Origin of the sequence: Actinotalea sp., from assembly GCF_041597215.1 — a bacterium.
GTDB lineage: Bacteria > Actinomycetota > Actinomycetes > Actinomycetales > Cellulomonadaceae > Actinotalea.
This window is the reverse complement of sequence record NZ_JBFHHB010000009.1, coordinates 1-21,920: the sequence shown is the minus strand read 5'-3', so window position 1 is coordinate 21,920 and position 21,920 is coordinate 1. Positions and strand designations below refer to the sequence as shown.

At 70.9% G+C, this 21,920-nt stretch carries 22 protein-coding genes; 8 read left to right on the top strand and 14 right to left on the bottom strand.

What is annotated here, in order from left to right:
• Nucleotides 1–3 precede the first annotated feature (3 nt).
• The 5 genes from ABWK99_RS01780 to ABWK99_RS01760 all read right to left on the bottom strand — a co-directional run bounded on the left by ABWK99_RS01780 (nt 4) and on the right by ABWK99_RS01760 (nt 5,860).
• Complete coding sequence (locus ABWK99_RS01780) at nt 4–1,005, bottom strand: dihydroxyacetone kinase subunit DhaK (protein WP_372592971.1); 1,002 nt, start codon at nt 1,003–1,005, stop codon at nt 4–6.
• Nucleotides 1,006–1,063: 58 nt separating this feature from the next.
• Nucleotides 1,064–2,149: an ABC transporter permease gene (locus ABWK99_RS01775; RefSeq protein ID WP_372592970.1), complete on the bottom strand. Its 1,086-nt coding sequence runs from the start codon at nt 2,147–2,149 to the stop codon at nt 1,064–1,066.
• A complete protein-coding gene (locus ABWK99_RS01770; RefSeq protein WP_372592969.1) occupies nt 2,146–3,228 on the bottom strand; it encodes an ABC transporter permease in 1,083 nt (360 codons plus the stop codon). The genes ABWK99_RS01775 and ABWK99_RS01770 overlap by 4 nt, the downstream gene beginning before the upstream one ends.
• Entirely contained in the window at nt 3,225–4,739 is a 1,515-nt protein-coding gene (locus ABWK99_RS01765) for a sugar ABC transporter ATP-binding protein (protein ID WP_372592968.1), read from the bottom strand. Before ABWK99_RS01765 ends, ABWK99_RS01770 begins: the two co-directional genes overlap by 4 nt.
• Before the next feature lie 74 nt (nt 4,740–4,813).
• Nucleotides 4,814–5,860 carry an autoinducer 2 ABC transporter substrate-binding protein gene (locus ABWK99_RS01760; protein WP_372592967.1) on the bottom strand — a complete coding sequence of 349 codons (1,047 nt, stop codon included), beginning with the start codon at nt 5,858–5,860 and terminating at the stop codon, nt 4,814–4,816.
• Between the two features lie 203 nt (nt 5,861–6,063).
• On the opposite strand from ABWK99_RS01760, the gene ABWK99_RS01755 reads away from it, so the two are divergent.
• The 4 genes from ABWK99_RS01755 (at nt 6,064) to ABWK99_RS01740 (ending at nt 10,297) form a co-directional block, all read left to right on the top strand.
• Complete coding sequence (locus tag ABWK99_RS01755) at nt 6,064–6,825, top strand: DeoR/GlpR family DNA-binding transcription regulator (protein ID WP_372592966.1); 762 nt, start codon at nt 6,064–6,066, stop codon at nt 6,823–6,825.
• 59 nt (nt 6,826–6,884) lie between these two features.
• Nucleotides 6,885–7,175, top strand: a complete 291-nt coding sequence (locus tag ABWK99_RS01750; protein ID WP_372592965.1) for a hypothetical protein — start codon at nt 6,885–6,887, stop codon at nt 7,173–7,175.
• Between the two features lie 120 nt (nt 7,176–7,295).
• A complete protein-coding gene (locus tag ABWK99_RS01745; RefSeq protein WP_372592964.1) occupies nt 7,296–9,185 on the top strand; it encodes an AAA family ATPase in 1,890 nt (629 codons plus the stop codon).
• A gap of 209 nt (nt 9,186–9,394) precedes the next feature.
• A complete protein-coding gene (locus tag ABWK99_RS01740; protein WP_372592963.1) occupies nt 9,395–10,297 on the top strand; it encodes a diguanylate cyclase domain-containing protein in 903 nt (300 codons plus the stop codon).
• A 24-nt stretch (nt 10,298–10,321) separates the two neighbouring features.
• Here the strand turns inward: ABWK99_RS01740 and ABWK99_RS01735 are convergent, their stop codons facing one another.
• From ABWK99_RS01735 to ABWK99_RS01725, 3 genes are all read right to left on the bottom strand, one after another.
• Nucleotides 10,322–11,977 carry an aspartate:alanine exchanger family transporter gene (locus tag ABWK99_RS01735; RefSeq protein ID WP_372592962.1) on the bottom strand — a complete coding sequence of 552 codons (1,656 nt, stop codon included), beginning with the start codon at nt 11,975–11,977 and terminating at the stop codon, nt 10,322–10,324.
• Nucleotides 11,978–12,127: 150 nt separating this feature from the next.
• Nucleotides 12,128–13,120: a citrulline utilization hydrolase CtlX gene (gene ctlX, locus ABWK99_RS01730; RefSeq protein ID WP_372592961.1), complete on the bottom strand. Its 993-nt coding sequence runs from the start codon at nt 13,118–13,120 to the stop codon at nt 12,128–12,130.
• Between the two features lie 5 nt (nt 13,121–13,125).
• A complete protein-coding gene (locus ABWK99_RS01725) occupies nt 13,126–14,160 on the bottom strand; it encodes an ornithine cyclodeaminase (RefSeq protein ID WP_372592960.1) in 1,035 nt (344 codons plus the stop codon).
• Between the two features lie 122 nt (nt 14,161–14,282).
• On the opposite strand from ABWK99_RS01725, the gene ABWK99_RS01720 reads away from it, so the two are divergent.
• Nucleotides 14,283–14,714 (top strand): Lrp/AsnC family transcriptional regulator, encoded by a 432-nt coding sequence (locus ABWK99_RS01720; RefSeq protein WP_372592959.1) that lies wholly within the window; start codon nt 14,283–14,285, stop codon nt 14,712–14,714.
• Between the two features lie 30 nt (nt 14,715–14,744).
• Here the strand turns inward: ABWK99_RS01720 and ABWK99_RS01715 are convergent, their stop codons facing one another.
• Nucleotides 14,745–15,878 (bottom strand): 6-phosphofructokinase, encoded by a 1,134-nt coding sequence (locus tag ABWK99_RS01715; RefSeq protein ID WP_372592958.1) that lies wholly within the window; start codon nt 15,876–15,878, stop codon nt 14,745–14,747.
• 98 nt (nt 15,879–15,976) lie between these two features.
• Here ABWK99_RS01715 and ABWK99_RS01710 point away from each other — a divergent pair, with 98 nt between their 5' ends.
• Nucleotides 15,977–17,014: a Gfo/Idh/MocA family oxidoreductase gene (locus ABWK99_RS01710; protein WP_372592957.1), complete on the top strand. Its 1,038-nt coding sequence runs from the start codon at nt 15,977–15,979 to the stop codon at nt 17,012–17,014.
• Between the two features lie 79 nt (nt 17,015–17,093).
• Here the strand turns inward: ABWK99_RS01710 and ABWK99_RS01705 are convergent, their stop codons facing one another.
• From ABWK99_RS01705 to ABWK99_RS01690, 4 genes are all read right to left on the bottom strand, one after another.
• Nucleotides 17,094–18,578, bottom strand: a complete 1,485-nt coding sequence (locus ABWK99_RS01705) for a serine hydrolase domain-containing protein (RefSeq protein ID WP_372592956.1) — start codon at nt 18,576–18,578, stop codon at nt 17,094–17,096.
• Between the two features lie 132 nt (nt 18,579–18,710).
• The gene (locus ABWK99_RS01700) at nt 18,711–19,355 is read right to left on the bottom strand and encodes an LON peptidase substrate-binding domain-containing protein (RefSeq protein ID WP_372592955.1); all 645 of its coding nucleotides are present in this window, start codon (nt 19,353–19,355) and stop codon (nt 18,711–18,713) included.
• Nucleotides 19,356–19,429: 74 nt separating this feature from the next.
• Nucleotides 19,430–19,915, bottom strand: a complete 486-nt coding sequence (locus ABWK99_RS01695; protein ID WP_372592954.1) for an SRPBCC domain-containing protein — start codon at nt 19,913–19,915, stop codon at nt 19,430–19,432.
• Between the two features lie 20 nt (nt 19,916–19,935).
• Nucleotides 19,936–20,280 (bottom strand): iron chaperone, encoded by a 345-nt coding sequence (locus ABWK99_RS01690; protein ID WP_372592953.1) that lies wholly within the window; start codon nt 20,278–20,280, stop codon nt 19,936–19,938.
• Between the two features lie 148 nt (nt 20,281–20,428).
• On the opposite strand from ABWK99_RS01690, the gene ABWK99_RS01685 reads away from it, so the two are divergent.
• Nucleotides 20,429–20,842: a VOC family protein gene (locus ABWK99_RS01685; protein ID WP_372592952.1), complete on the top strand. Its 414-nt coding sequence runs from the start codon at nt 20,429–20,431 to the stop codon at nt 20,840–20,842.
• A gap of 24 nt (nt 20,843–20,866) precedes the next feature.
• Here ABWK99_RS01685 and ABWK99_RS01680 read toward each other — a convergent pair whose 3' ends face one another.
• The gene (locus ABWK99_RS01680; RefSeq protein ID WP_372592951.1) at nt 20,867–21,364 is read right to left on the bottom strand and encodes a DUF427 domain-containing protein; all 498 of its coding nucleotides are present in this window, start codon (nt 21,362–21,364) and stop codon (nt 20,867–20,869) included.
• 42 nt (nt 21,365–21,406) lie between these two features.
• On the opposite strand from ABWK99_RS01680, the gene ABWK99_RS01675 reads away from it, so the two are divergent.
• Nucleotides 21,407–21,920, top strand: a 514-nt coding sequence (locus ABWK99_RS01675; protein WP_372592978.1) for an alpha-amylase family glycosyl hydrolase, incomplete at its 3' end; no start/stop codon positions are given.

The following is a 21,920-nucleotide window of genomic DNA, read 5'->3' as shown; positions in this document are numbered from 1 at the left end:
GGTTCAGCCCTCCCGGAAGAACGGAGACTCTGCGGGTGCCTCGAGCAGCGCGAGGCGGTTGTCGTCGAGCGCCAGGAGCGAGATCGACGCCCCTGCCATCTCGAGGCTGGTGGCGTACTCGCCGATGTAGCGCTTCGCGATCGTGATACCACGCTCGCTCAGGATCTGGTGCACGCGCCGGTAGAGGACGTAGAGCTCCTCGAGCGGCGTGGCGCCCATGCCGTTGACCAGGACTGCCACCTGGGCGCCCTGTGCGAGGTCCAGGTCGGCGACGAGGGCGTCGACGATCCGGTCCGCGATCTGGTCGGCGCTCTCGAGAGGGCCGCGGTGGATGCCCGGCTCGCCGTGGATGCCGATGCCGATCTCCATCTCACCGTCGGGCAGCTCGAAGCTGGGCTGCGCCGTCGTCGGCAGGATCGTCGGCGAGAGGCCGATCCCCATCGTCGCGGTGTGCTCGATGACGTCCTCGGCGACGGCTGCCACCTCGGCGAGGCTGTCCCCGCGCTCGGCCGCAGCGCCGGCCGCCTTGAAGGCGAAGAGGATGCCCGCGACGCCGCGGCGATCCGTCTTGCGCTCCTTCGGCTGGCTCGCGACGTCGTCGCGGCCGACCACGGTGAGCGTCTCGATGTCCTCGAGCTCCGACAGGTCTGCGGCCAGGTCGAAGTTGAAGACGTCGCCGCCGTAGTTGCCGTACAGGTACAGGACTCCTGCGCCGCCGTCGACGGCCTTGGTGGCCTCGAAGACCTGCTGGGAGCTGGGGGAGCTGAAGACGTTCCCGATCGCGACACCCGAGCACAGGCCGCGGCCCACGTAGCCCTTGAACAAGGGGAGGTGACCTGATCCGCCGCCCGTGACGATCCCGACCTTGCCGGACACCGGCGCGTCGGCGCGCACGAGGATGCGGGCGTCGTCGCCGGGAGTCTTCACGAGGTCCGGGTGGGCGAGCAGGATTCCCTCGATCATCTCGTCGACGAATCGGGCTGGCTGGTTGATGATCTTCTTCATCGCTACCTTCTCGGTCGGAACTGGTTGGGCACGTGCTGTGGTGCGGCGGATCAGCGGCTCAGGTGCCGACGGCGACGGGATCCACCGGTGTCGTCTGTGGTCGGCGTCGCCTGCGCCAGGTGACCTGGTCGGCGACCATGACGAGGATGAGGATCACGCCCTGCGCCATGGCGTACTCGTAGGCGGAGAGCCGCACCGCGGTGAAGCCGCTGGAGACGATCTGCAGCGTCAGGGTGGCGAGGACCACGCCGGCGACGGTGCCGAAGCCGCCGGCCGGGTTGGTGCCGCCGAGCACCGCGATGACGATGACGAGCAGGACGTACGAGGCCCCGTAGTCGGCGGAGGCCGTCGGGTTCCGCGCGATGAAGAGGACCCCGGCGAGACCGCCGAGCAGCCCTGCGACGACGTGGGTGCTCATGAGCACCCGGCGGCTGTTGATCCCCGAGTAGCGCGCGGCGACAGGGTTGGCTCCCTGGAACTGGATCCTCAGGCCGAGGGGGGTCCGCGAGACCACGACGCCGATCACGCCTGCCGTGAGCAGGAAGATGATGAAGAGCATCGGCACGCCCGCGACGGTCGCGTGCCCGATCGCGGTGAGGACCTCCGGCGAGCCGTAGAGGGTGCTTCCCCCGGTCCACGCGACGGCGATGCCGTTGTAGATCTGCATCGTCCCGAGAGTGGCGAGGATCGGCGTGATCCCCACCCGGGACACCAGGAAGCCGTTGAAGAGACCACCGAGCAGACCGACGACGAGACCGATGAGGACGAGGACCGGGGTCAGCTGCTCCGCCGCTGCCGGGTTGCCTGCCGCGACCGCCGAGTACAGCGTCGAGATCGTGATCGCCGAGAGGTTCGCGATCGCGACGAGCGAGAGGTCGATCCCTCCGGTCAGCATCGCCAGCATCATGGCGATCGCGATGACGCCGACCTCCGGCGAGGCGACGGCGATGTTCTGGAGGTTCAGCGGACTGAGGAAGACGCTCGGGTTGAGTGCGGCGAAGAACGCGAACGACAGGATGACGAGGATCAGCATCCGCGACGCGCCGCGGCTGACCAGGAGCCGGTCGGAGATCTGGGACCACTGGTCGCCGACGGCGTCGTTGAACCGGACGAATGCGTTGGTCGAGGAAGGTCGCTTGTTCACGCTCGTGCTCCTTCGCGCTCACGTTCGGCTTCTGGCTCTGGTTCGGGGGCGGGGTCGTCGACGTTCGTGTGGACGCGTCGGCCCGACTTCTTCGCCGCGAGCGCCTGGACGCCGACACCGACGATGAGCAGTCCCCCGACGGCGGCGCGCTGCCATGCGCTCGGGACGCCGGCGAGGATGAGGCTGTTGCCGATGACCTGGACGACCAGGACGCCGAGGGTGGTGCCGAGCACGGAGCCCCGGCCTCCGAAGATGGACGCCCCGCCCAGGACGACGGCGGCGATGATGTCCAGCTCACCGCCGACGAGCTCCTGAGGACTCGAGCTGCGCCCCATGATCTGGTAGGCCATGCCGCCCACCGCTGCGAGCATCCCGACGAGCACGTACATGAGGACCTGGATCCTGACCACACGGAATCCCGCACGACGTGCGGCCTCCTGGTCTCCGCCGATGGCGTAGATCCCTCGTCCGAACATCGTCCTGCGCAGCATCCACGCGACGGCCAGGCAGAGCAGCAGCGCCGGGACGGCCATGACGTGGAGGTAGGCATCGCGTCCGTCGACGGAGATCTCGACGACGTTCGTGGTGGAGACCGCTGCCATCGAGCCGGGCAGGTCGGCGATGTACCGCGAACCGATGTAGGTGAGCAGGGCGCCCTTGAAGATCCCCTGCGTGCCGAGGGTCACGATGAGCGTCGGCAGCTTGAACCGCGCGATCACCGCGCCGTTCACCAGTCCGAGGCCCGCACCGACGAGCAGCGCCAGAGCGAAGGCTCCGATCAGTCCCGGGTCGGTGATCGACGTCGAGAAGCGGACCGTGGTGTACGCAGCGAACACGGCGATGGCCGCGAACGAGACGTCGATCCCGCCGGAGATGATGACGATCAGCACCCCGAGGGCGAAGATCAGCGGGACGATCGAGCTGCGCACGATCGCGAACATCGTGGGGAGGGTGAAGAAGGCGGGGTTGGCCGCTGACATCGCCAGGACGAGGCCGATGAGGATGAGTGCGAGGACGCCTTCGTTGTTGGCGCCGCGAAGACGGCGCAGGACGGAGACGCTGGAGCCGGAGGTGTTCATGCCGCCATCCGTTCCTGGATCGTCGTCACATCGATCTCCTGTCCTTCGAGGATGTGGACCAGGCGGCCCTGCCGGATGACCAGCACGCGGTGGCAGGAGGAGACGAGCTCGGGGGCGTCGTCCGAGATCACCATGATCGACATACCGGCGGCTGCCTCGGCGCGCAGGATGTCGAGGATCTCCTGCTTGGACCCGACGTCGACGCCGACGGTCGGACCGTTGAGCATGAGGACGCGAGGCCGGTTGGCCAGCCACTTGGCGATGACCACTCGCTGGGCGTTGCCGCCGGAGAGCGAGCGGACCGACGCGCCGACGTTGGGCGCCTTGATCCGCAGACGGTCGAACAGCTGCTGGATCGTCTGCCGGACGCGGGAGCTGTCGAGGGTGCGCCAGCGGGTGCGGTGACTGTCGAGCGAGCCCGCGATCATGTTGTCGGCGATGGACTTCTCGAGGAAGAGCCCCTGGGACAGGCGGTCCTCGGGGACGTAGCCGATCCCTGCGGCGATCGCGTCGTCGATCGACCGGAGGCGCACGCGCTCGCCCCTGACCCGCACGGTCCCGCGAGCGGCCGGGAGCACGCCGAAGAGGGACTCGGCGATCTCGGTCCGGCCGGAGCCGAGCAGTCCGGTCACGCCGAGGATCTCTCCCTCGCGCAGGGTGAACGAGATGTCGCGGAACGCGCCCGGCAGGCCGAGTCCCTCGACCTCGAGGACGACCGGAGCGTCGTGGGGGAGCACCGACACCGCACGGGCGTCGTCGACGTCGTGGCCCGTCATGTGCCGCGTGATCGAGGCGGGGTCCAGATCGGCGGCGTCGGCGGTCAGCACATGGCGTCCCGACCGGAGGATCGTCACCCGCTGCGAGACGGCGAGGACCTCGTCGAGCTTGTGCGAGACGAACATCAGGGCCACTCCGCGTGCGCGCATCCGCTCGACGAGGCTGAACAGGCGGGAGACCTCGGTATGGGTCAGTGCCGTCGTCGGTTCGTCCATGATGATCACGCGGGCCTCGTGGACGAGCGCCCGGCAGATCGCCGTGAGCTGCTTGTCGGCGACCGAGAGGCTCTCCACGTCGGCGTCGAGGTCCAGGTCGAGGCCGAGCTCGTCGACGATGGCCTGAGCCGCGGGCCGGGAGGCGCGCCGGGAGTACAGCCGCTTGCGCTCGGCAACGGCGGCCGTGAGGGCGATGTTCTCCGCCACCGTGAGGTTCGGGAAGAGCGAGAAGTCCTGGTAGATGACCTGGATGCCGCTCTTGATGGCGGCGGTGGTGTCCATCGCGTGGTGGACGATGTCGTCGACGACGATCTGGCCGGAGTCGGGCTTCTCCGCCCCGGAGATGATCTTGATGAGGGTCGACTTGCCGCACCCGTTCTCGCCGGCGAGGCAGTGCACCTCGCCGGGGTAGAGGTCGAGGGACACGCCCTGGAGAGCTGCGACACCGCCGTAGGTCTTGACGACGTCGCGCACCTGGAGCGCGGCTACGGGGGAGTCCTCTGAGCTGGGGGATGACATGGCGGACGCTTTCCGGCGTCCGCCGGGGTCGGCTCGGAGCGAGTCGACCCCGGCGGGGCCTGTGACGGAAGGGCTCAGAAGTCGTACTTGGCGGCCTCTGCGGCGTCGGCCGCGACCGAGGCGTCACCCGCGAAGACGTTGTCGTAGCCGTCGAGCTTCACGAGGGAGGTGTAGCCCTCGATGCCGAGGTCGGTCCCGACCTCGATCGTCCCGCCCTGGGCGAGGATCAACGCGATCTGGAGCTGGGCCTCACCGGCGAGCGCCGGGTCCCAGAAGAAGATCTTGTCGATCGACCCGTTGGCGAGGTACTTGGCCGAGGCGGACGGGATCGAGGTCCCCATCACGCAGACCTCGTCCTCGAGGCCGGCCTCTTCGATGGCGCGAGCGATCCCGGGGACGTCGTTGCCGGCGGAGCCCTGGAAGCCCTTGATGTCCGGGTACTTCGCGAGGATCTCCTTGGCGCGGTCGTACGCCGCGTTCTCGTTGTCCGTGCTCTCGATCGGGTCCTCGACCCGCGTCATGTCCGGGTACTCGGCCTGCTGCTTGTCGTAGGCGGCTCCGACCCACTCCATGTGGGTCTTGGCCGTGAGCCCACCGACGAACTGCACGTAGGAGCCCTCCTCGCCCATGCACTGGGCGAGGTTCTCCATGATCTTCTCGCCGTACACCGCGTTGTCGAAGGCCTCGATGTCGATGTCGACGTTCTCGATGCCCGACGCCTCGTGGGCGACGACGATGATGCCCTGCTCGCGAGCCTGCGCCAGCACGTTCGAGAGCGCCTCCGGCGAGTTCGGGACGACGGTGATGGCGGTGGGCTTCTGGGGGATGAGGTCCTGGATGATCGCGATCTGCTTCTCCGGGCTGACGTCGTCGCCGCCCTCCTCGCGAGCGTCGACCCCGGTCCGCTCGGCGAAGTTCTTGACGCCGACCTCCATGCGGTCGAACCAGGCGATCCCCGTGAGCTTGACGACGGTGACCATCGTCATGTCCTCGGGCGCCAGGCTCGCGTCGCCGCCCGTCGCCGCCGTGGTGGTGGACGATCCGCCGACGGACCCACAGCCCGCCAGCAGTGCCGCCGCAAGCCCGAACGCTGCGATCTGGGCAGTCCTACGTTGCGTCATGACATCACTCCCTTGTGATTGGTTTCGCGTGAGAGTCGCGCGTCCGGCTCCCGGATTCGTGCTCGTCGAGTGGACAGTAGCCCGATGATGCGCGAATGTCGAGACGATCTTGCGCTTTATCGCGCACCACGAGGGGGCAATCTGCGCGATATCGCGCACAGCGCGCTGCTAGAGTGACGTAGCGCCGTCAGAGGGGACATCGCGTGTCGCGTACGTCGGAGATCGTCGAACGACTGCAGGAGCGGGGCTTCCAGAGTGTGAACAGCCTCGCGGAGGCCTTCGGCGTGGACACCTCGACAATCCGCCGTGACCTGGAACGACTCCAGGAAAGAGGCTTGATCGAGCGCACCCACGGTGGTGCCGTGCCGGTGCGCGGGCTCGACCACGCCCCGCGCCGGGACATGGGTGGCCGGGCGGCCGAGAAGCGCGCCATCGGCGCCGCGATGGCCGAGCGGATCCACGAGGGGCAGTCGATCCTCCTCGACGGTGGCACCACGACGCTCGAAGTCGCGCGACATCTGAACCACCGCCGGCTGACCGTCGTCACGCACGATCTGCGCATCGGTCTCGAGATCGCCAAGAAGCCGGCGATGAGCCTGGTCTTCATCGGCGGCGAGCTGCTGCCCAACGGGTACGCGATGTGGGGCCCGACGTCCATCCAGCAGGTCGAGAACCTCCGCGTCAACGCCGCCATCTTCGGCGCGGCCAACGTGATGGAGGACGGGATCTACTCGGCGTCGAGCTATGAGATCGAGCTCAAGCGCAAGATGCGCTCCATCGCAGGGGAGGCCTACTTCGTGGCCGACAGCACGAAGTTCGGTCGGGACGCGCTCTTCAAGGTCTTCGGCTTCGAGGACTTCACCGCGGGGATCTCCGACGCGACCCTCGACCCGATCCGGGCCGCCGACTTCCCCGTGCCGGTGATCCGGGTACCGGTCCCCGCAGCGGACGGCCGTCGTCCCTGACGACCGCGGCGGGGCGCCCGTGCGTCACCTCGGCAGGTCGGCGGTCTAGGCTCCCCCGGGTGCCGTCGTACCGGGTCCGCATGGTCGTGGGCGCGTTGCGCCTGGGAACCGATCCGGCGCAGGTGCTGCCCACCGCGACGGAGGCGGCGCGGGAGCACACGGCCGTCGAGGCGGGTCAGGTCGACATCCTGCGCGGTGAGCCCGTGCTCACCGTCCGCTACGAGGCCGCCGACGACCTCGCGGCCGCCGGAGTCGGGCGCGCCGTCGTCGAGCGGGTGGACGCGATGGCGGTGGTGGAGACGAGCCGGGTCATGCGTCGGTTCGGCAACCGCTGGTACCCGATGCGCTGACCGGTCGGCGGTCGTCGCCGGAGAGGCGTCCGGTTTGTACCGATTGCCCCTTCTGCCCCGCGCGTCCACGATGGGGGTCTGCCGCCGCCCGGGCGGCTCCTCGTGCGGAAGGCCGATCCGATGCCGCAGACACCTGTCTTCACCCTCCGTTCGGGCAGCAACGACATCGCGGTCGAGCGGGACCGGGTGCGCCGGCGCCGTGTCTACCGGCTGGTCGCCGTCGTCCTGGCCGTCGAGGCCTACTTCATCGCGATGCCCCTGGCCGGGCGCTCGCCGATCCCCCGGCTGCCGGAGATCGATCCCCTGGTCGCGGTGCCGGTCCTGTTCTTCGGTGCGCTCCTGCTCCTGCTCGTCGGTTCCCAGGTCCTCACGAGCCGGTCCCCGCACCTGACCTATCGTCCTGAGCAGATGGACGTCGGTCTGGACGACGTGATCGGGATCGACCCCGTCAAGGAGGACGTGCGCCGATCGATCGACCTGTTCCAGACGCACCGCCAGTTCGCCGAGCAGATGGGTGGCACCCCGCGTCGCGGACTGCTCTTCGAGGGGCTGCCCGGCACGGGGAAGACGATGACGGCCAAGGCGATGGCGGCCGAGGCGGGGGTGCCGTTCCTGTTCGTCTCGGCGACCTCCTTCCAGTCGATGTACTACGGCGCGACGGCGAAGAAGATCCGCGCCTACTTCGCGGCCCTGCGCAAGGCCGCGCGGGCCGAGGGCGGCGCGATCGGCTTCATCGAGGAGATCGACGCGATCGCCATGCGCCGCGGCGGTCTGACCGGCGAGGCGGCCACCGTCCAGGGCGCCGGCAGCGGCAGCCGGCCGCACGGGCTCCTGCCCGCCGTCGTGCGCAACGCGGTGATCAGCGAGGGGACGGGTGGCGTCGTCAACGAGCTCCTGGTCCAGATGCAGTCCTTCGACGAGCCCGTGGGCTCCGCTCGGTTGGCCAACCGGCTCATCGCCGCCGTGAACCTGCTCCTGCCCGCGCACCGGCAGATCCAGCAGCTGCGCCCCGTGCGCGCCCCCATCCTGCTCATCGCCGCGACCAACCGTGCCGACTCCCTCGACCCCGCGCTGCTGCGTCCTGGGCGGTTCGACCGCCGGCTCACCTTCGAGCCGCCGGACGTGCACGGGCGCAGGGCCCTCGTCGACCACTTCCTGGCCCGGCGCTCGCACGAGGCGGTCCTGGACGACCCCACCCTCCGCGACCGCATCGCGGCCGCGACCCAGGGCTGGACACCGGTCATGATCGAGCACCTGCTGGACGAGGCGCTGGTCAACGCGCTGCGGAGAGGATCGGGCGCGATGTCCTTCGTCGACGTCGAGCAGGCGCGCATCACCGAGATGGTCGGGATCGGCCGCCCGGTCACCTACACCGAGGAGGAGCAGCGGCTCATCGCCACGCACGAGGCGGGGCACGCCGTGGTCGCGTGGCTGCTGGCCCCGAACCGGACGCTCGAGGTGCTCACGATCGTCAAGCGCGGTCCGGCGCTCGGCCTGCTCGCGCACGGTGACACCGAGGAGGTCTACACGCACTCCTCGACGGACCTGCGAGCGCTCGTGCAGATCGCGATGGGTGGGTTCGTCGCCGAGGAGCTGTTCTTCGGACGGACCTCCACCGGACCGGCGAGCGACCTGGCCGCAGCGACGTCCACGGCAGCGCAGATGGTCGGTGCGGCGGGGATGACGGGCTCGCTCGTGTCCTTCCTGCCCACCGGGCAGAACCTCGTCTCCGCCGTCCTGGCCGACCCCGCCGCGCGGGCGCAGCTGGAGACGGTGCTCGACGACGCACGCAAGACCGTCGTCTGGCTGCTCACCCGCAACAAGCACCTGGTCGAGGCGCTGCGCGACGCACTGCTGGAACGGTACGAGCTCGTCGGTGCGGAGATCGCGGAGGTGCTGCTGACAGCCGCGGCGGGTACCGACCCGCACGGTGGTCGAGGGGACGCGTCGGACGACGTCCCGCAGGAACGCGCCACCATGTCGCCGACGCGGCGGGCCTCGGTGGCCTGAGCGGTCACCGCGCCCCGGCGCGGCATCGCGCGGGGCGAGGTCCCCCGCCGTCCGCCGTAGGGGTCCTCATCGGCTCGCTGCGGCCGGAGTTGAGGGGGCCTCGGGCCCACCTCGGCGCCCTACCGGTCCACTAGCGTGACGTGACACCCTCGCCATGGCGTGGCGGACCTGCGGACGTCCCGAGCGCCACCCCGGCCGCCCGGAGCCCCATGAATCCCGACTTCTACGCAGAAGCGCTCGACCAGGTGGCCGACGGTGTGTACGCGTTGGACCGCGACCGTCGGATCACCTACTGGAACGCCGGGTCCGAGCGGATCTCCGGCTATGCCGTCGAGGACGTCATCGGCCGGCGCTGCTCTGCCGGGATCCTGCGGCATGTCGACGACGACGGACGGCCGTTGTGCCGTGACGCCTGCCCGCTCGAGGCGGTGATGCGGGACGGCGAGTCGCGGCAGGCGGACGTCTATCTCCACCATGTCCACGGCCACCGGGTGCCGGTGACCGTGCGCGGGAGCGCGCTGCGGGACGAGGGCGGCACGATCGTCGGGGCGATCGAGGTCTTCACCCCCACGGCCGGCAACCTCTACACCGAGCAGGTCGCGGTCGAGCCCTCGGACTCCGACGGCCGCGACACGGTCACCGGGCTGCCGGTGCGTCGGCTCGGCGAGGAGCGCCTGGAGGTGCTCCTGGCCCGCCCGGCGGCCGAGGGGACGGGGCTCGGCGTGCTCTTCATCGACGCGGACCACTTCAAGGTGGTCAACGACACCCATGGGCACGCGACGGGGGACCGGGTGCTGCGCATGATCGGTCGATCGATCGCCGGTGGCCTTCGCCGGGGGGACCTGGCCGTGCGCTGGGGTGGCGAGGAGTTCCTCGCCCTGCTCCCCGAGGTCGACGACGCGATGCTGCGCACCGTCGCCGAGCGGGTGCGGATGCTCGTGGAGCACTCGTGGATCCAGCAGGAGGGCGCACCCGTGCGGGTGACGGTCTCCGTGGGCGCCACGCTCGCTCGGCCAGGAGCCGATGCCGAGGCGTGCGTCGCCCGCGCCGACGCGCTCATGTACGAGAGCAAGCGCGCGGGCCGGAACCGCGTGACCGTCGCGACGGCCTGACCTCCCGCGGCGGGACTGCGCCGCTCAGGCGCCCACGACTCCGCCGAGCACCAGCAGGACCGCCTGGGCCAGCAGGATCTTGGTGATCATCGCGACGGGGTACACCATCGCGTAGCCGACGTTCGGGGACTCGTCCCCGGAGGCCTCCAGGGCGTAGCCGAGCACGGCGGGCTGGGTGTGCATCGAGGACACCAGCCCGGTGAGGGTCCCGTAGGGCATCTTGAACCACCGGTACCCGATGATCAGGGTCACGAGCGGGATCAAGGTCGAGATCAGTGCTCCGACGATCAGCAGCGTCACCCCGGAGTTCTCGGCGAACATGGTGCGGAAGGTGTAGCCCGAGCCGAGGCCGACGGCGGCGAGGAAGAGCGTGAGGCCGATCTGCCGCAGCGTGAGGTTCGCGCTGTAGGGGATGTTCCAGACGATCGGCCCGGTACGGCGGACGGCACCCAGGACGAGGCCCGCCACGAGCGGTCCGCCGGCCGATCCGAGCTCGAAGGTCATCCCACCGGGCAACGGGACGGAGATCACGCCGAGCAGGAGTCCGAGGGACATGCCCAGGCCGAAGGAGAGCAGGTCGATCTCCGACAGGTGCCGGTAGGAGTCGCCCAGCCGGGCGGTGACGGCCTTCATGTGCTCGCGCCCCGCGACCACGCGCACCCGGTCCCCGAGCTCGAGCACGGTGTCGCCCGAGGCGATGACGTCGACGTCGCCGCGGCGCACGCGGGTGACGATCGCGTCGTAGTCCTCCGGGAGCCGCAGGTCCTTCAGTCGCCGCCCGACGACCTCCGTCTCGGAGACGACGATCCGGCGGAAGTCGTAGCGCGTGCGGTCGAGCTCGGGGTGGTGCTCGTCGAGCGCGCCCAGGACGGCGACCGCCCGCTCGACGTTCGTCTCGGTGCCGACGACCTGGACGAGGTCGCCGTCGCGCAGCCGCAGGTCGCCCTCGGCGAGCAGCACGTCGTCCCCGCGCTGGATGCGGCTCATCACGATCGGCAGGCGCAGGGCGCGCTGGATCTCCCGCACGGACCTGTCCAGGCAGACCGCGGCGTCGACCCGGATCGTCACGGAGCGGATCTCCTCCTGCACGAGGTTCAGGGAGGTGAGCTTGGCGGCCTCCGCGCGGTAGTCGATCCGGAAGAGGCGGGCGACGATAGCGATCGCGAGGATCGGGCCGAGGACGCCCATCGGGTAGGCGATCGAGTACCCGATGGTCGGCTCGTTCGCGGCAGCGGCGATCGCAGGCCCGGTGCCCGAGGCCTCGACGGCCTCGATCACACCGGCCAGCGCAGGGGTGTTGGTGGTCGCACCGGTGAAGAACCCCGCCGCGACGGTCGCCTTGAGGCCGAAGACCTTGGCGGTGGCGACCACGAGCCCCGCGGCGACGACCATCATCGCGACGACGAGGGCGTTGTCCCGCAGGCCCTTGCGGTTGAACGAGGCGAAGAAGTTCGAGCCGCTCGCCAGGCCGATCGTGTAGACGAAGATCGCCAGCCCGAAGGTCCGCAGGAACTCGGGGATCTCCAGCTCGGGGCTCTGGGCGCCGATCGCCAGGCCGACGAACAGCACTGCCGCCACCCCGACCGACGCGCCCTTGACGTGGATCCGACCGAGGGCGTAGCCGATCGCCGCGGTGACGAACAGCAGCAGGACGGGGTTGCCTGCCAGGAGCTCGATCATCGACCAGGACCCTCTTCTCCGGCGTCGGTCGGCGGCCTCGTTGCCACCGGCGACTCCAACGCCCGGCCCCACTGTGCCGTACCCCCGACAGTGCTCACCCGGGTCCTGAGTCCTGGCGTCGACGGCTCCGCGCGGTGGCGCAGCCGCAGGTCAGGTCTGTGCGGCGGCGTCCTGCTCCCCGACGGCTGCAGGAGCGAGGCCCGGCGCCGGCCGTGGGTCGAGGTGGATCCCGGCGATCATGCAGCGCACGGACCCGCCGGCGAGCTCGATCGTCGGGACGGGGAGCGGGACGATCCGGCAGCTGCGCCCGATCACCTCGAGCTGCGCCGGTTCCAGGCTCGCGAGAGCCGTCGTCGACAACGCGAGGATGCGGCCCGTCGGGGTCCGCAGCTCGATCGCGTTCCCGGCGAAGGCCCGCACCTGCTCGGGGCTGAGGTCGATCACGGTCCGTCCGTGCTCGGCCAGGCGCTCGGCGACCTCGCGCCTGCGTCGCGGGTCGCTGACCATGCTCAGGCCGATCAGGGCGAACTCCGTCGCCACGCACATGAGCACATTGGTGTGGTAGATCGGCACCCCGTGCTCGTCTGCGGCGTCGAAGGCCATCGGCTCGTAGCCGAAGTGCGTGCAGAAGCGCTCCAGGGCGATCGGGTCGGCGCGGTGCGAGCGAGCGGTGTAGGCGATGCGGCTCTCGTGGTCGAGCACCATCGCGCCGGTGCCCTCGAGGTAGACGCCGTCCTGCTCGAGCCCCGAGTAGTCGATGACGTCCTGGACGCGGTAGCGCTCCTTGAGCAGCTCGATCACGTCGCTGCGCCGCTCGGTGCGCCGGTTCGGGACGTACATGGGGTAGACGGCGACATGCCCGCCGGCGTGGGTGGAGAACCAGTTGTTCGGGAAGACGCTGTCGGGGCGGGTCGGGTCCTCGTTCTCGAAGAGGTGCACGCGGACGCCCTCGGCCGCGAGCGTCTCGGCCGCGCCGGTGACCTCGTGATAGGCGGCGACGGCGAGCCGGGCCGCCGCCATCCCGTCAGCGTCGTCGCCGAGGTCGACGGTCGACTGGAAGGCGTTGTCCGCAGCGGTCTGCGGGTTGGGCTGGAAGTGGTGCGGCCGGATCAGCACGACCGCCGCGGGAGCCTGGACTGCCACCGCGGTCAGACCAGGACCGGCGCGACGGACTCGCGCACCAGGGAGAAGAGGTCCTTGGGGTCGCTCGGCTCGGCGACGAGGTCGACGTCCTGGACGAACGCCGTCCCCGACACGGCCCTGCGCAGGAAGGTCAGCGCGGAGAGGTCCTCGATGGCGAAGCCGACCGAGTCGAAGATCGTGATCTGCTCGGTCGAGGTGCGCCCCGGGGCGAGCCCGGTGAGCACCTGCCAGATCTCGGTGACGGGGAAGTCGGGGGCGACCTGCTGGATCTCTCCCTCGACCCGCGTCTGGGCGGTGTGCTCGACGAACACGCTCCCGCGGTGCAGGATCCGCGCGTCCAGCTCGGTCTTGCCGGGGCAGTCGCCGCCGATCGCGTTGAGGTGCATGCCGGGGGCGACCATCGCGTCGGTCAGGACGGTGGCGTTCGTCTTGTCGGCGGTGCACGTGGTGACGACGTCCGCGCCGTCGACGGCCTCGGCGGCCGAGCCCGCGACGTGGATCGAGAAGCCGAGCGGTCCGAGGTTGCGCACCAGCTTGGCCATCGCTGCGGGGTCGGTGTCCCAGATCCGCAGGGTGTCGATCCCGAGGGCTGCGCGGAAGGCGAGCGCCTGGAACTCGGACTGCGCACCGGTGCCGATCAGGGCCATCGTCCGCGAGTCGTGGCGGGCGAGGGCGCGCGCGACCACCGCGGAGGTGGCAGCGGTGCGCAGTGCGGTGAGCAGCGTCATCTCGGACCAGAACACGGGGTAGCCGGTCGCGACATCGGCGAGCACCCCGAAGGCCGTGACGGTCTGGTGGCCGGTGCTCGGGTTGTCGGGGTGGCCGTTGACGTACTTGAACCCGTAGGTCTCGCCGTCGGAGGTCGGCATGAGCTCGACGACGCCGAGCGGGGAGTGGCTGGCGATGCGCGGGATCCGCTCGAAGGCCTGCCACCGGCGGACATCCGCCTCCAGGTGCTCGACCAGGCCCGCGAGGATCGCCTCGACGCCCTCCTGTGCTGCCCAGCGCGTGATGCTGCGGACGTCGACGAACTCGACCATGTGGCCCACCTCCCGTGTCGAGAGAACGGTAGAGATGTGCAGGTTGCGGTCGCAATCGCCAGAGTGCGCCGATCTGTCTACCCGGCTGACCAGAGTGAGAGGCGCGGATGTACATTCTGTTCATGCGAGCCCTGGACGACCTCGACCGCCGCCTGCTCAGCGCCCTGCGCGCGGACAGCCGCGAGCCCGTCGCCGCCCTCGCCCGCCGGCTCGGGGTCTCCCGGGCGACGGTCACCAGCAGGATCGACCGGCTGCTCGACGAGGGCACCGTGCTGGGCTTCTCGGTCCGCGTTCGCGAGGAGCGCGATCCCGACTCCGTCACCGCCGTGTGCCTCGTCGAGGTCGAGGGGCGGTCGACGGATGAGGTCATCGCTCAGCTGCGTGGGCTGCCGGACATCCGGGCCCTGCACTCGACCAACGGCAAGTGGGATCTCGTGGCGGAGATCCGCACGGAGTCCCTCGCCACCTTCGACCGGCTGCTCCGGGACATCCGCACGATCGACGGTGTCGCCAACAGCGAGACGAGCCTGCTGCTCAGCTCCGTGATCGACTGACCGGCGACGCCGGTCGGCGCGGTTCGCGGCTCAGTCGCCGAGGCTCGTGCCGACCTTGCGGGCGGCGGTGACCCAGTCGTGGTCGGTGGGGACGAGCTTGACCTTGCCTGCGACCTCGGCGAGCGGGACCGGCTCGGTGCCCTCTCCCCGGGCGGCGACCATGTAGCCGTACTCGCCGGCGGCGGCGAGGTCGGCAGCGACGGCGCCGATCCGGGTGGCGAGGAGGCGGTCCGCCGCGCACGGGGTCCCGCCGCGCTGGACGTAGCCGAGGATCGTCACGCGGGACTCGAGACCGGTCGCGGACTCCAGGGCGCGCGCGAGCCGGAAGCTGTGCTCACGCTGGGTGTCCTCGACATGGGCGAGGTGAGCCTTGGCCGCACGGGAGCCCTCGGGGGTCTTGGCCGCCTTGACCAGGAGTCGGGCCGCCTCGTAGTCGGCCGTGTCGTGCACGTCGCGGGCTCCCTCGGCGACGGCGACGACGCTGAAGGAGCTGCCCCGGTCCATCCGCGCGGTGATCATCTCGGCGACCTTCTCCACCGTGTACGGGATCTCCGGGATGAGGATGACGTCCGCACCGCCCGCGATCCCGGCGGCGAGGGTGAGCCACCCCGCGTTGTGCCCCATGACCTCGGTGAGGATGATCCGGTGGTGGCTGTGCGCCGTGGAGTGCACCCGGTCGATCGCCTCGGTGGCGATCTCCGTCGCCGTGGCGAAGCCGAAGCTCGTGTCCGTCCCGGCGATGTCGTTGTCGATCGTCTTGGGGAGCATGAGCACGTTCATCCCGGCGTCGGCCAGTCGCATCGCGTTCTTCGCGGTCCCGCCGCCGCCGATGAGGATGAGCCCGTCCAGGCCCTCCTCCTCGTACTGCCGGGCGACGGTCGGCACCATGTCGACGCTCTCGTCGTCGACGGGCATCTTGTGCACCTTGTCGCGGCTGGTGCCCAGGATGGTGCCGCCGATCGTGAGGATCCCGGACAGCGCCCTGCCGTCGAGCGGGACGTGGCGGTTCGCCACGAGTCCGGTGATCCCGTCGCGGAAGCCGATGAGCTCCATGTCGTGGTGCCCGATGGCCGTCTTGCCCACGGCGCGGATCGCGGCGTTCAGCCCGGGGCTGTCGCCTCCGGCGGTCAGGATCCCGATGCGCTTGGACTTCCTGCTGGCCATGGCTCGATCTCGTCTCGGGTCGGGGGCGTGACGCGACAGTCTGTCCACCTGACGTGCGCCGACACAAGGCGGCGGGCCGGAGGCCTAGGGTGCTGGGCATGGTCGACAACGCAACGCTCCGGACAGGGATCATCGGCTACGGGCTCTCGGGCCAGGTCTTCCACGAGCCCTTCCTCGCCACGAACCCCACCTTCAGCATCGACCTCGTCGCCACGAGCGATCCGGGGCGCCAGGCACTCGCCTCGGCCCACTACCCCGTGGTCGCCACGCCGGCCGAGCTGCTCGCCCGTGCGGGGGAGCTCGACCTCGTCGTCCTCGCCTCTCCCGCGCACACCCACCTCGAGCAGGGCCTCGCTGCCCTCGAGGCCGGTGCGGCCGTCGTCGTCGACAAGCCCTTCGCGGCCTCGGTCGCCGAGGCGACCCAGCTCGTCGAGGCGGCCGAGCGGCTCGGGCGTCCGTTGTTCGTCTTCCAGAACCGACGCTGGGACGGGGACTTCCGCACGGTGCGCGCCGTGGTCGAGTCCGGCCTGCTCGGTCGGGTGCACCGCTTCGAGTCCACCTTCGAGCGCTTCCCCCAGCCCCGCGCGGGCCGGTGGCAGGACACGACGACCCCGGCGCAGGGCGGTGGGATCACCTTCGACCTCGGCAGCCACCTCGTCGACCAGGCCCTCCAGCTCTTCGGGCCGGCCGAGCTCGAGTGCGCCGAGCTGGCCGTGCTCCGCGAGGGTGGACGGAACGAGGACGACGCCTTCCTCTCGCTGCGGCACGAGTCGGGGGTCCGGTCGCACATCACCGTGAGCCGGGCCGCCGGGCAGTCCGGCCCGCGGTTCCGCGTCCTCGGCACCGAGGGCGCCTACAGCGTCGACGGGCTCGACCTGCAGGAGACCCTCCTCAAGGCGGGCGGTCGGCCGACCGACGAGGGCTACGGGCAGACTCCCGAGAGCGCCTGGGGACGGATCGGCGTCGCCGGCTCGCCCGAGGGCCTCGTGCCGTACCCGACGCTTCCGGGCACCTATGCGGACTTCTACGCCGGCGTCGCCGCGACGATCCGCGACGGGGCGCCGACCCCGGTGGAGCCCCGTGACGCGCTCGCCGCCTTCCGGATCCTGGAGCAGGCGCACGCGATGAGCCGCTGACCGGGGTGGCGCGGCGCCGGCCCGTCCCGGGTCGCTCCGCGTCGTCCGGTCAGAGGCCCGACGGGTGGATCCACCGTGATCAGGCGCGGGCGGGTCGCCCCGTATGGGCCACGACGAGCCTGAACACCGCCCACAGCACACCGGTCACGGCGGTCGCGATCAACGCCGCGCCGAGATCCGGCTGGAACATGCTGATCGTGCCGATCGGCGAGCCGACGAGGCTCGGCACCAGGCCGAGGACCACCCACGCGGCGGCGAGGGTGGTGAGCAGCGGGAACCAGAGGCTGAAGCGGCCGGCGACGCCCGACTTCGCGCGGATGGCGGCGCGGTGCCGCCAGGCCCAGACCATGCTCAGCAGGTAGCCGACCGGGAGGAGCACCAGGCTGAGGACGAGGGCCTTCTGGGGCAGGCGCGAGCCCTCGTCGACGGCGTCGAGACCCAGCGCCCTCGTGGTGATGCCGTTGCGGAGCGCGGACGTCTCTCCGAAGCCGACTCCGCTCCCGCCGTTGACCAGCACGGTGACCGCCCTCTTCTCGGCGGGGACCATCGTCGCCAGCGTCTCGACTCCGGGGGTCGACCCCGAGTGCCACACCGTGCCGTTGCCCGCGTCCACGAACCAGCCGAAGCCGTAGAAGGTCGCGGCCCCGCCCGCCGGGCGCATCATGAGGGCCTTGCCGTCGGCGCTCAGCACGTCGTCCTCGCCGTTCATCATCATCTGCAGGTAGAGAGCGAGGTCGCTCGCGCTCGCCACGATCCCGCCCTGGGGGGCCGTCGCACGATCGGTCCGGTTCTCGGGAAGAGGTCGCTTGGTGCCGAACCACGGGCGGTGCCCGGTCGCCATGGACTCGTGGATCTCGCCGTCGGCCACGAAGCTGTGCACCATGCCGACCGGCTCGAGGATGTGGGTGGTGACGTAGTCCTGGTACTGCGCGCCGCTGACGACCTCGATCAGCCGACCGAGGATCTGGTAGTTCGTGTTCGAGTACTCCCACCTCTCGTCCGGCCCGTAGGCCGGGGTCGTCTCGGCGAGCCCCTCGACGAGGCGCGCGAGCTCATCGGTGCCGGCAGCCCCGTCCCGGTGCGAGGCGTTCCCCTGCAGGGTGGAGAAGCCGCTGGTGTGGCTGAGCAGCTGACGGATCGTGACCCCACCGGCGGGTCGGCCCGTGAAGTCGTCCAGGTAGTCGGAGATCGCGGCACCCAGGTCGACCCGGCCCGCCTCGGCCAGCTGCATGACGGCGAGCGCCGTGAAGCTCTTGGAGATCGACCCGGTGAGGAACGGCGTGTCCGGCGTGACGGGGGTGGTGCCCCCTACCCTGACGACACCACGCGCCCCGAGGGCCGTGCCGCCGTCGGCCACGACGGAGTAGGCCAGGCCCGGCACGCCGGAGGTCGGCATCTCGCTCTCGATGAACCCCTCCATCGACCCGTCCGTGGCGCCGGAGCCCGGTGCGGTGCTCAGACCCGGTGCGGTGCTCAGACCCGGTGCGGTGCTCAGGCCAGGTGCGGTGCTCAGGGCGAGGGTGGCGCTCAGGCCGAGGGCAAGGGCGGTCAGGGCTCGCTGCATCGGTGCGTCCTCTGCGGTCGTACTTAGTACGGTCGTCGCGATCGAGGGTAGACGTACTAAGTACGAGCGTCAATGGGGAGAGCGAGAGGGTGCGCGCCCGGGGCGGTCGACGTCGCCCTCAGGCCCAGCGGCTCAAGGGCGGGGGTCGTCGTCGTCGGACCAGTCGGAGGTCAGGCTGAGGTCCGCCTGCTGGACGAGCTCCTCCAGGAGGCCCAGCAGCTCGGTCGCGGTGCGCGCGCGCAGCAGGGCGAGCTGGTCCATCGGGCCGAGGGGTGCGATGCCGGCGAGCTGCCAGAGTCGTTCCGCCGGCTCGGGGGACAGCTCGGTGTCGGCCGGCCAGGGCAGCTCGACGAACTCGCTCGCCCGGGAGAGGGTCCTGCGCACGGAGGCCTCCGCTCCGGCAAGGGCGAACGTGGTCTCCCGGTCGAGCTCCCAGGGGTCCAGCTCGCGCACCTCGGCCCGGGGGAACGGGTCGTCGGCGAGCCAGCGCACCACCTCGAAGCGCATGCCGCCGGTCGCGAGCAGCCGGACCGACTCCTCGGCGATCTGCACCGAGGAGATGCGCGCCACCGTGCCCATGTCGAACCGGAGGTCACCCCCGCCGACCTCGGAGCCGCGCTCGATCAGCACCACTCCGAACTCACGCACCGGCTCCCCGAGCAGCGACGCCAGCATCGCGACGTAGCGGGGCTCGAAGACGCGCAAGGGCAGCGGCATCCCCGGGAAGAGGACGGAGCCGAGCGGGAACATCGCCAGCTCGCGGGTGGCGCCGGTCATGTGCCCGATCCTGCCGCCCACGGCGCGGTGCTGCGAGCGCACGGGGGGGGCGGGGTCCGGCGTCGGCGTGGCGGTCAGTCCGCGAGGGCGGCATCCATCTGGCCCAGCACCTCGGTGAGGCCCTCGGCCAGTCCTCGCCTGGCGAGGTCCTCCATCTCCGCCGTGCTCGAGAAGGTGTTGATCATGGTCACTCGCGTTCCCGTCGAGGTCGGGTGCAGGTGGAAGGTCATCCCGACGGCGGGCGTGCCGGGGTTCGGCTCGCCGTGCGCGTCGACGAACCGGTCCTCGAGCTCCAGCAGCGCGGCGTGCTCGACGGCGAGGATCCGCCACCAGCCGGCGGACTCCCGGTCCTCCGGTCCGTGCATGACGTAGTGGACGCTGCCGCCAGGTCTCAGCTCGTGCGCGGTGACGGTGGCGGGCCAGCCTGCCGGGCCCCACCAGCGTTCGAGGCGGCGCGGGTCGGCCCACAGCTGCCAGGCTCCGGCCGGCGCCGGCGCGAGGTCGGCGACCAGGGTCAGCGTGAGGCTCGCCGGGTCCGGGGTCACGCTCAGGACGGGCATCTCGGTGCCGACTTCACGGCTCAGCCCTGGATCTCGGCGAGGCGGGCGAGCAGCATCCGCTCGAGCAGCACTGTCGGGAGGGGGTGGGCCGCCGAGCAGTGGACCGTCCCCTTCGAGGTCGACCAGCCGGCGAGGTCCTCCCGGACGGTGTCGAGGGCGGCGGGGGAGAACGGGTAGAGCGAGATCCGCTCGCCCCTGACGGCCAGCCCGAGCAGCGGACGACCGTCGACGAGGAGCGCAGGGACCCCGTAGCTGACGCCGCGGGCGGCGGACGGCGCGAGTCGCTCGGCAAGGTCGACGACGGCTGCGACCGCCGTCCGCTCAGGGCCGGGCAGTCCGTCGAGGAGCTCGTCAACGGCGCTCATACGGGGGAGTCTGCCATCGGCGGTTCGACCGGGACAGCGGCCGTGGGGTGCTGCTCGAGGACGATCTCGCCCCGGCGGCGCCTTGACGGGCGCCCCGCAACGCCGGGAGAGTGACCCGCATCACAGTGGGCGATCTCGGGAGCACCTCATGGTCACGCGTCTGAACCCGTACCTCTCCTTCCGCGACAGTGCGCGCGAGGCGATGGAGTTCTACCGCTCGGTCCTCGGCGGGGAGCTGGAGATCAGCACCTTCCGCGAGCTCGGGATGCCGGTCGGGCCCGGCGAGGAGGATCTCGTCATGCACTCGATGCTCGAGACGCCCGGCGGCCTGGTCCTCATGGGTGCCGACACCCCCAGCTCGATGGAGTACAGCCCCGGGGGGAGCATCTCGGTCTCGTTGAGCGGGGACGACACCGCCGAGCTCACGGGGTACTGGGAGGGCCTCGTCGAGGGAGCGACGATCACCGCCCCGTTCGAGGTCGCGCCGTGGGGTGACCTCTTCGGGATGCTCGTGGACCGGTTCGGCGTGACCTGGATGGTCAACGGTCCGGCACCGGAGTAGTGCGCGCGACGGCTCGCTGGGTGGTCACCAGCCCCAGGTGCCCGGATCGCCCTTGAACGGACCGACGACGGCGCTCGTGATCCACCCGCCGTAGAAGCCGCCGGGCTGCGGGACGACGGTCTCCCCGTCCACCGAGCAGCGGTCGACGCTCCGGGGCATGACGGCGACCGTCCCGCGGAGCACCTCGAAGCCCGGCGTCGGCTCGGGGTAGGTCCACGCGGCGCGTTCGGCGACGGTCTGCCCGGAGACGAGGTCGAAGTACGCCGCGCGGCCCTTCCACTCGCACCAGGTCGAGCCGCCGATCTCGCGGAGCACGCCCCGGGCGAAGGCCTCGCGCGGGACGTAGTACGTCGGCGGGTGGCTCGTCTCCAGCACGCGCCACGACCGCACGGTGCGCGCGATCACCCGGCCACCGAGCTCGATCTCCACGAGGGCGGAGGACTCCTCGACGCGCGGCGGCCGGGGGTAGTCCCAGACGGACTCCTGGCCGGGACCTGGCGGGATCGGGGCGGGGTGGGCCATCGACCGAGGCTAGGTCCGGACCGGACCGTGCGCTCGGCGAGAATGGTCGGCGCAGGCGCCGCGTCCGGGCGCCGGCCCGACGATCCGAGGAGCAGCCCAGCCGTGTCCGCCCCTGCGCAGCCCGCACCGCGCACCGCCGAGTGGTGGACGTCGGCGGTGGTGTACCAGGTCTACCCACGCTCCTTCGCGGACTCGGACGGTGACGGGATCGGCGACCTGCGCGGTATCACCGCGCGGCTCGACCACCTGGCCGTCCTCGGGGTGGACGTGCTGTGGATCTCGCCCGTCTACCGCTCCCCGCAGGACGACAACGGCTACGACATCAGCGACTACGAGGACGTCGACCCGCTGTTCGGCTCGCTCGCGGACCTGGACGAGCTGATCGCCTCCGCCCATGCTCGTGGGATCCGGGTCGTGATGGACCTCGTGGTCAACCACAGCTCCGACGAGCACCCGTGGTTCGTCGAGTCGCGGTCCTCCGTCGACAGCCCCAAGCGCGACTGGTACTGGTGGCGTCCGGCTCGCCCCGGCCACGAGCCGGGGACCCCCGGTGCCG

Bases quoted from the DNA above. Each gene is read 5' to 3' on its own strand.
- ABWK99_RS01770 (WP_372592969.1), bottom strand. From the start codon at position 3,228: ATGAACACCTCCGGCTCCAGCGTCTCCGTCCTGCGCCGTCTTCGCGGC.
- ABWK99_RS01725 (WP_372592960.1), bottom strand. From the start codon at position 14,160: ATGGTCGAGTTCGTCGACGTCCGCAGCATCACGCGCTGGGCAGCACAG.
- ABWK99_RS01760 (WP_372592967.1), bottom strand. From the start codon at position 5,860: ATGACGCAACGTAGGACTGCCCAGATCGCAGCGTTCGGGCTTGCGGCG.
- ABWK99_RS01705 (WP_372592956.1), bottom strand. From the start codon at position 18,578: ATGCAGCGAGCCCTGACCGCCCTTGCCCTCGGCCTGAGCGCCACCCTC.
- ABWK99_RS01685 (WP_372592952.1), top strand. From the start codon at position 20,429: ATGGTCACGCGTCTGAACCCGTACCTCTCCTTCCGCGACAGTGCGCGC.
- ABWK99_RS01715 (WP_372592958.1), bottom strand. From the start codon at position 15,878: ATGGCCAGCAGGAAGTCCAAGCGCATCGGGATCCTGACCGCCGGAGGC.
- ABWK99_RS01710 (WP_372592957.1), top strand. From the start codon at position 15,977: ATGGTCGACAACGCAACGCTCCGGACAGGGATCATCGGCTACGGGCTC.
- ABWK99_RS01720 (WP_372592959.1), top strand. From the start codon at position 14,283: ATGCGAGCCCTGGACGACCTCGACCGCCGCCTGCTCAGCGCCCTGCGC.
- ABWK99_RS01690 (WP_372592953.1), bottom strand. From the start codon at position 20,280: ATGAGCGCCGTTGACGAGCTCCTCGACGGACTGCCCGGCCCTGAGCGG.
- ABWK99_RS01765 (WP_372592968.1), bottom strand. From the start codon at position 4,739: ATGTCATCCCCCAGCTCAGAGGACTCCCCCGTAGCCGCGCTCCAGGTG.
- ABWK99_RS01740 (WP_372592963.1), top strand. From the start codon at position 9,395: ATGAATCCCGACTTCTACGCAGAAGCGCTCGACCAGGTGGCCGACGGT.
- ABWK99_RS01695 (WP_372592954.1), bottom strand. From the start codon at position 19,915: ATGCCCGTCCTGAGCGTGACCCCGGACCCGGCGAGCCTCACGCTGACC.
- ABWK99_RS01700 (WP_372592955.1), bottom strand. From the start codon at position 19,355: ATGACCGGCGCCACCCGCGAGCTGGCGATGTTCCCGCTCGGCTCCGTC.
- ABWK99_RS01735 (WP_372592962.1), bottom strand. From the start codon at position 11,977: ATGATCGAGCTCCTGGCAGGCAACCCCGTCCTGCTGCTGTTCGTCACC.
- ABWK99_RS01680 (WP_372592951.1), bottom strand. From the start codon at position 21,364: ATGGCCCACCCCGCCCCGATCCCGCCAGGTCCCGGCCAGGAGTCCGTC.
- ABWK99_RS01780 (WP_372592971.1), bottom strand. From the start codon at position 1,005: ATGAAGAAGATCATCAACCAGCCAGCCCGATTCGTCGACGAGATGATC.
- ABWK99_RS01745 (WP_372592964.1), top strand. From the start codon at position 7,296: ATGCCGCAGACACCTGTCTTCACCCTCCGTTCGGGCAGCAACGACATC.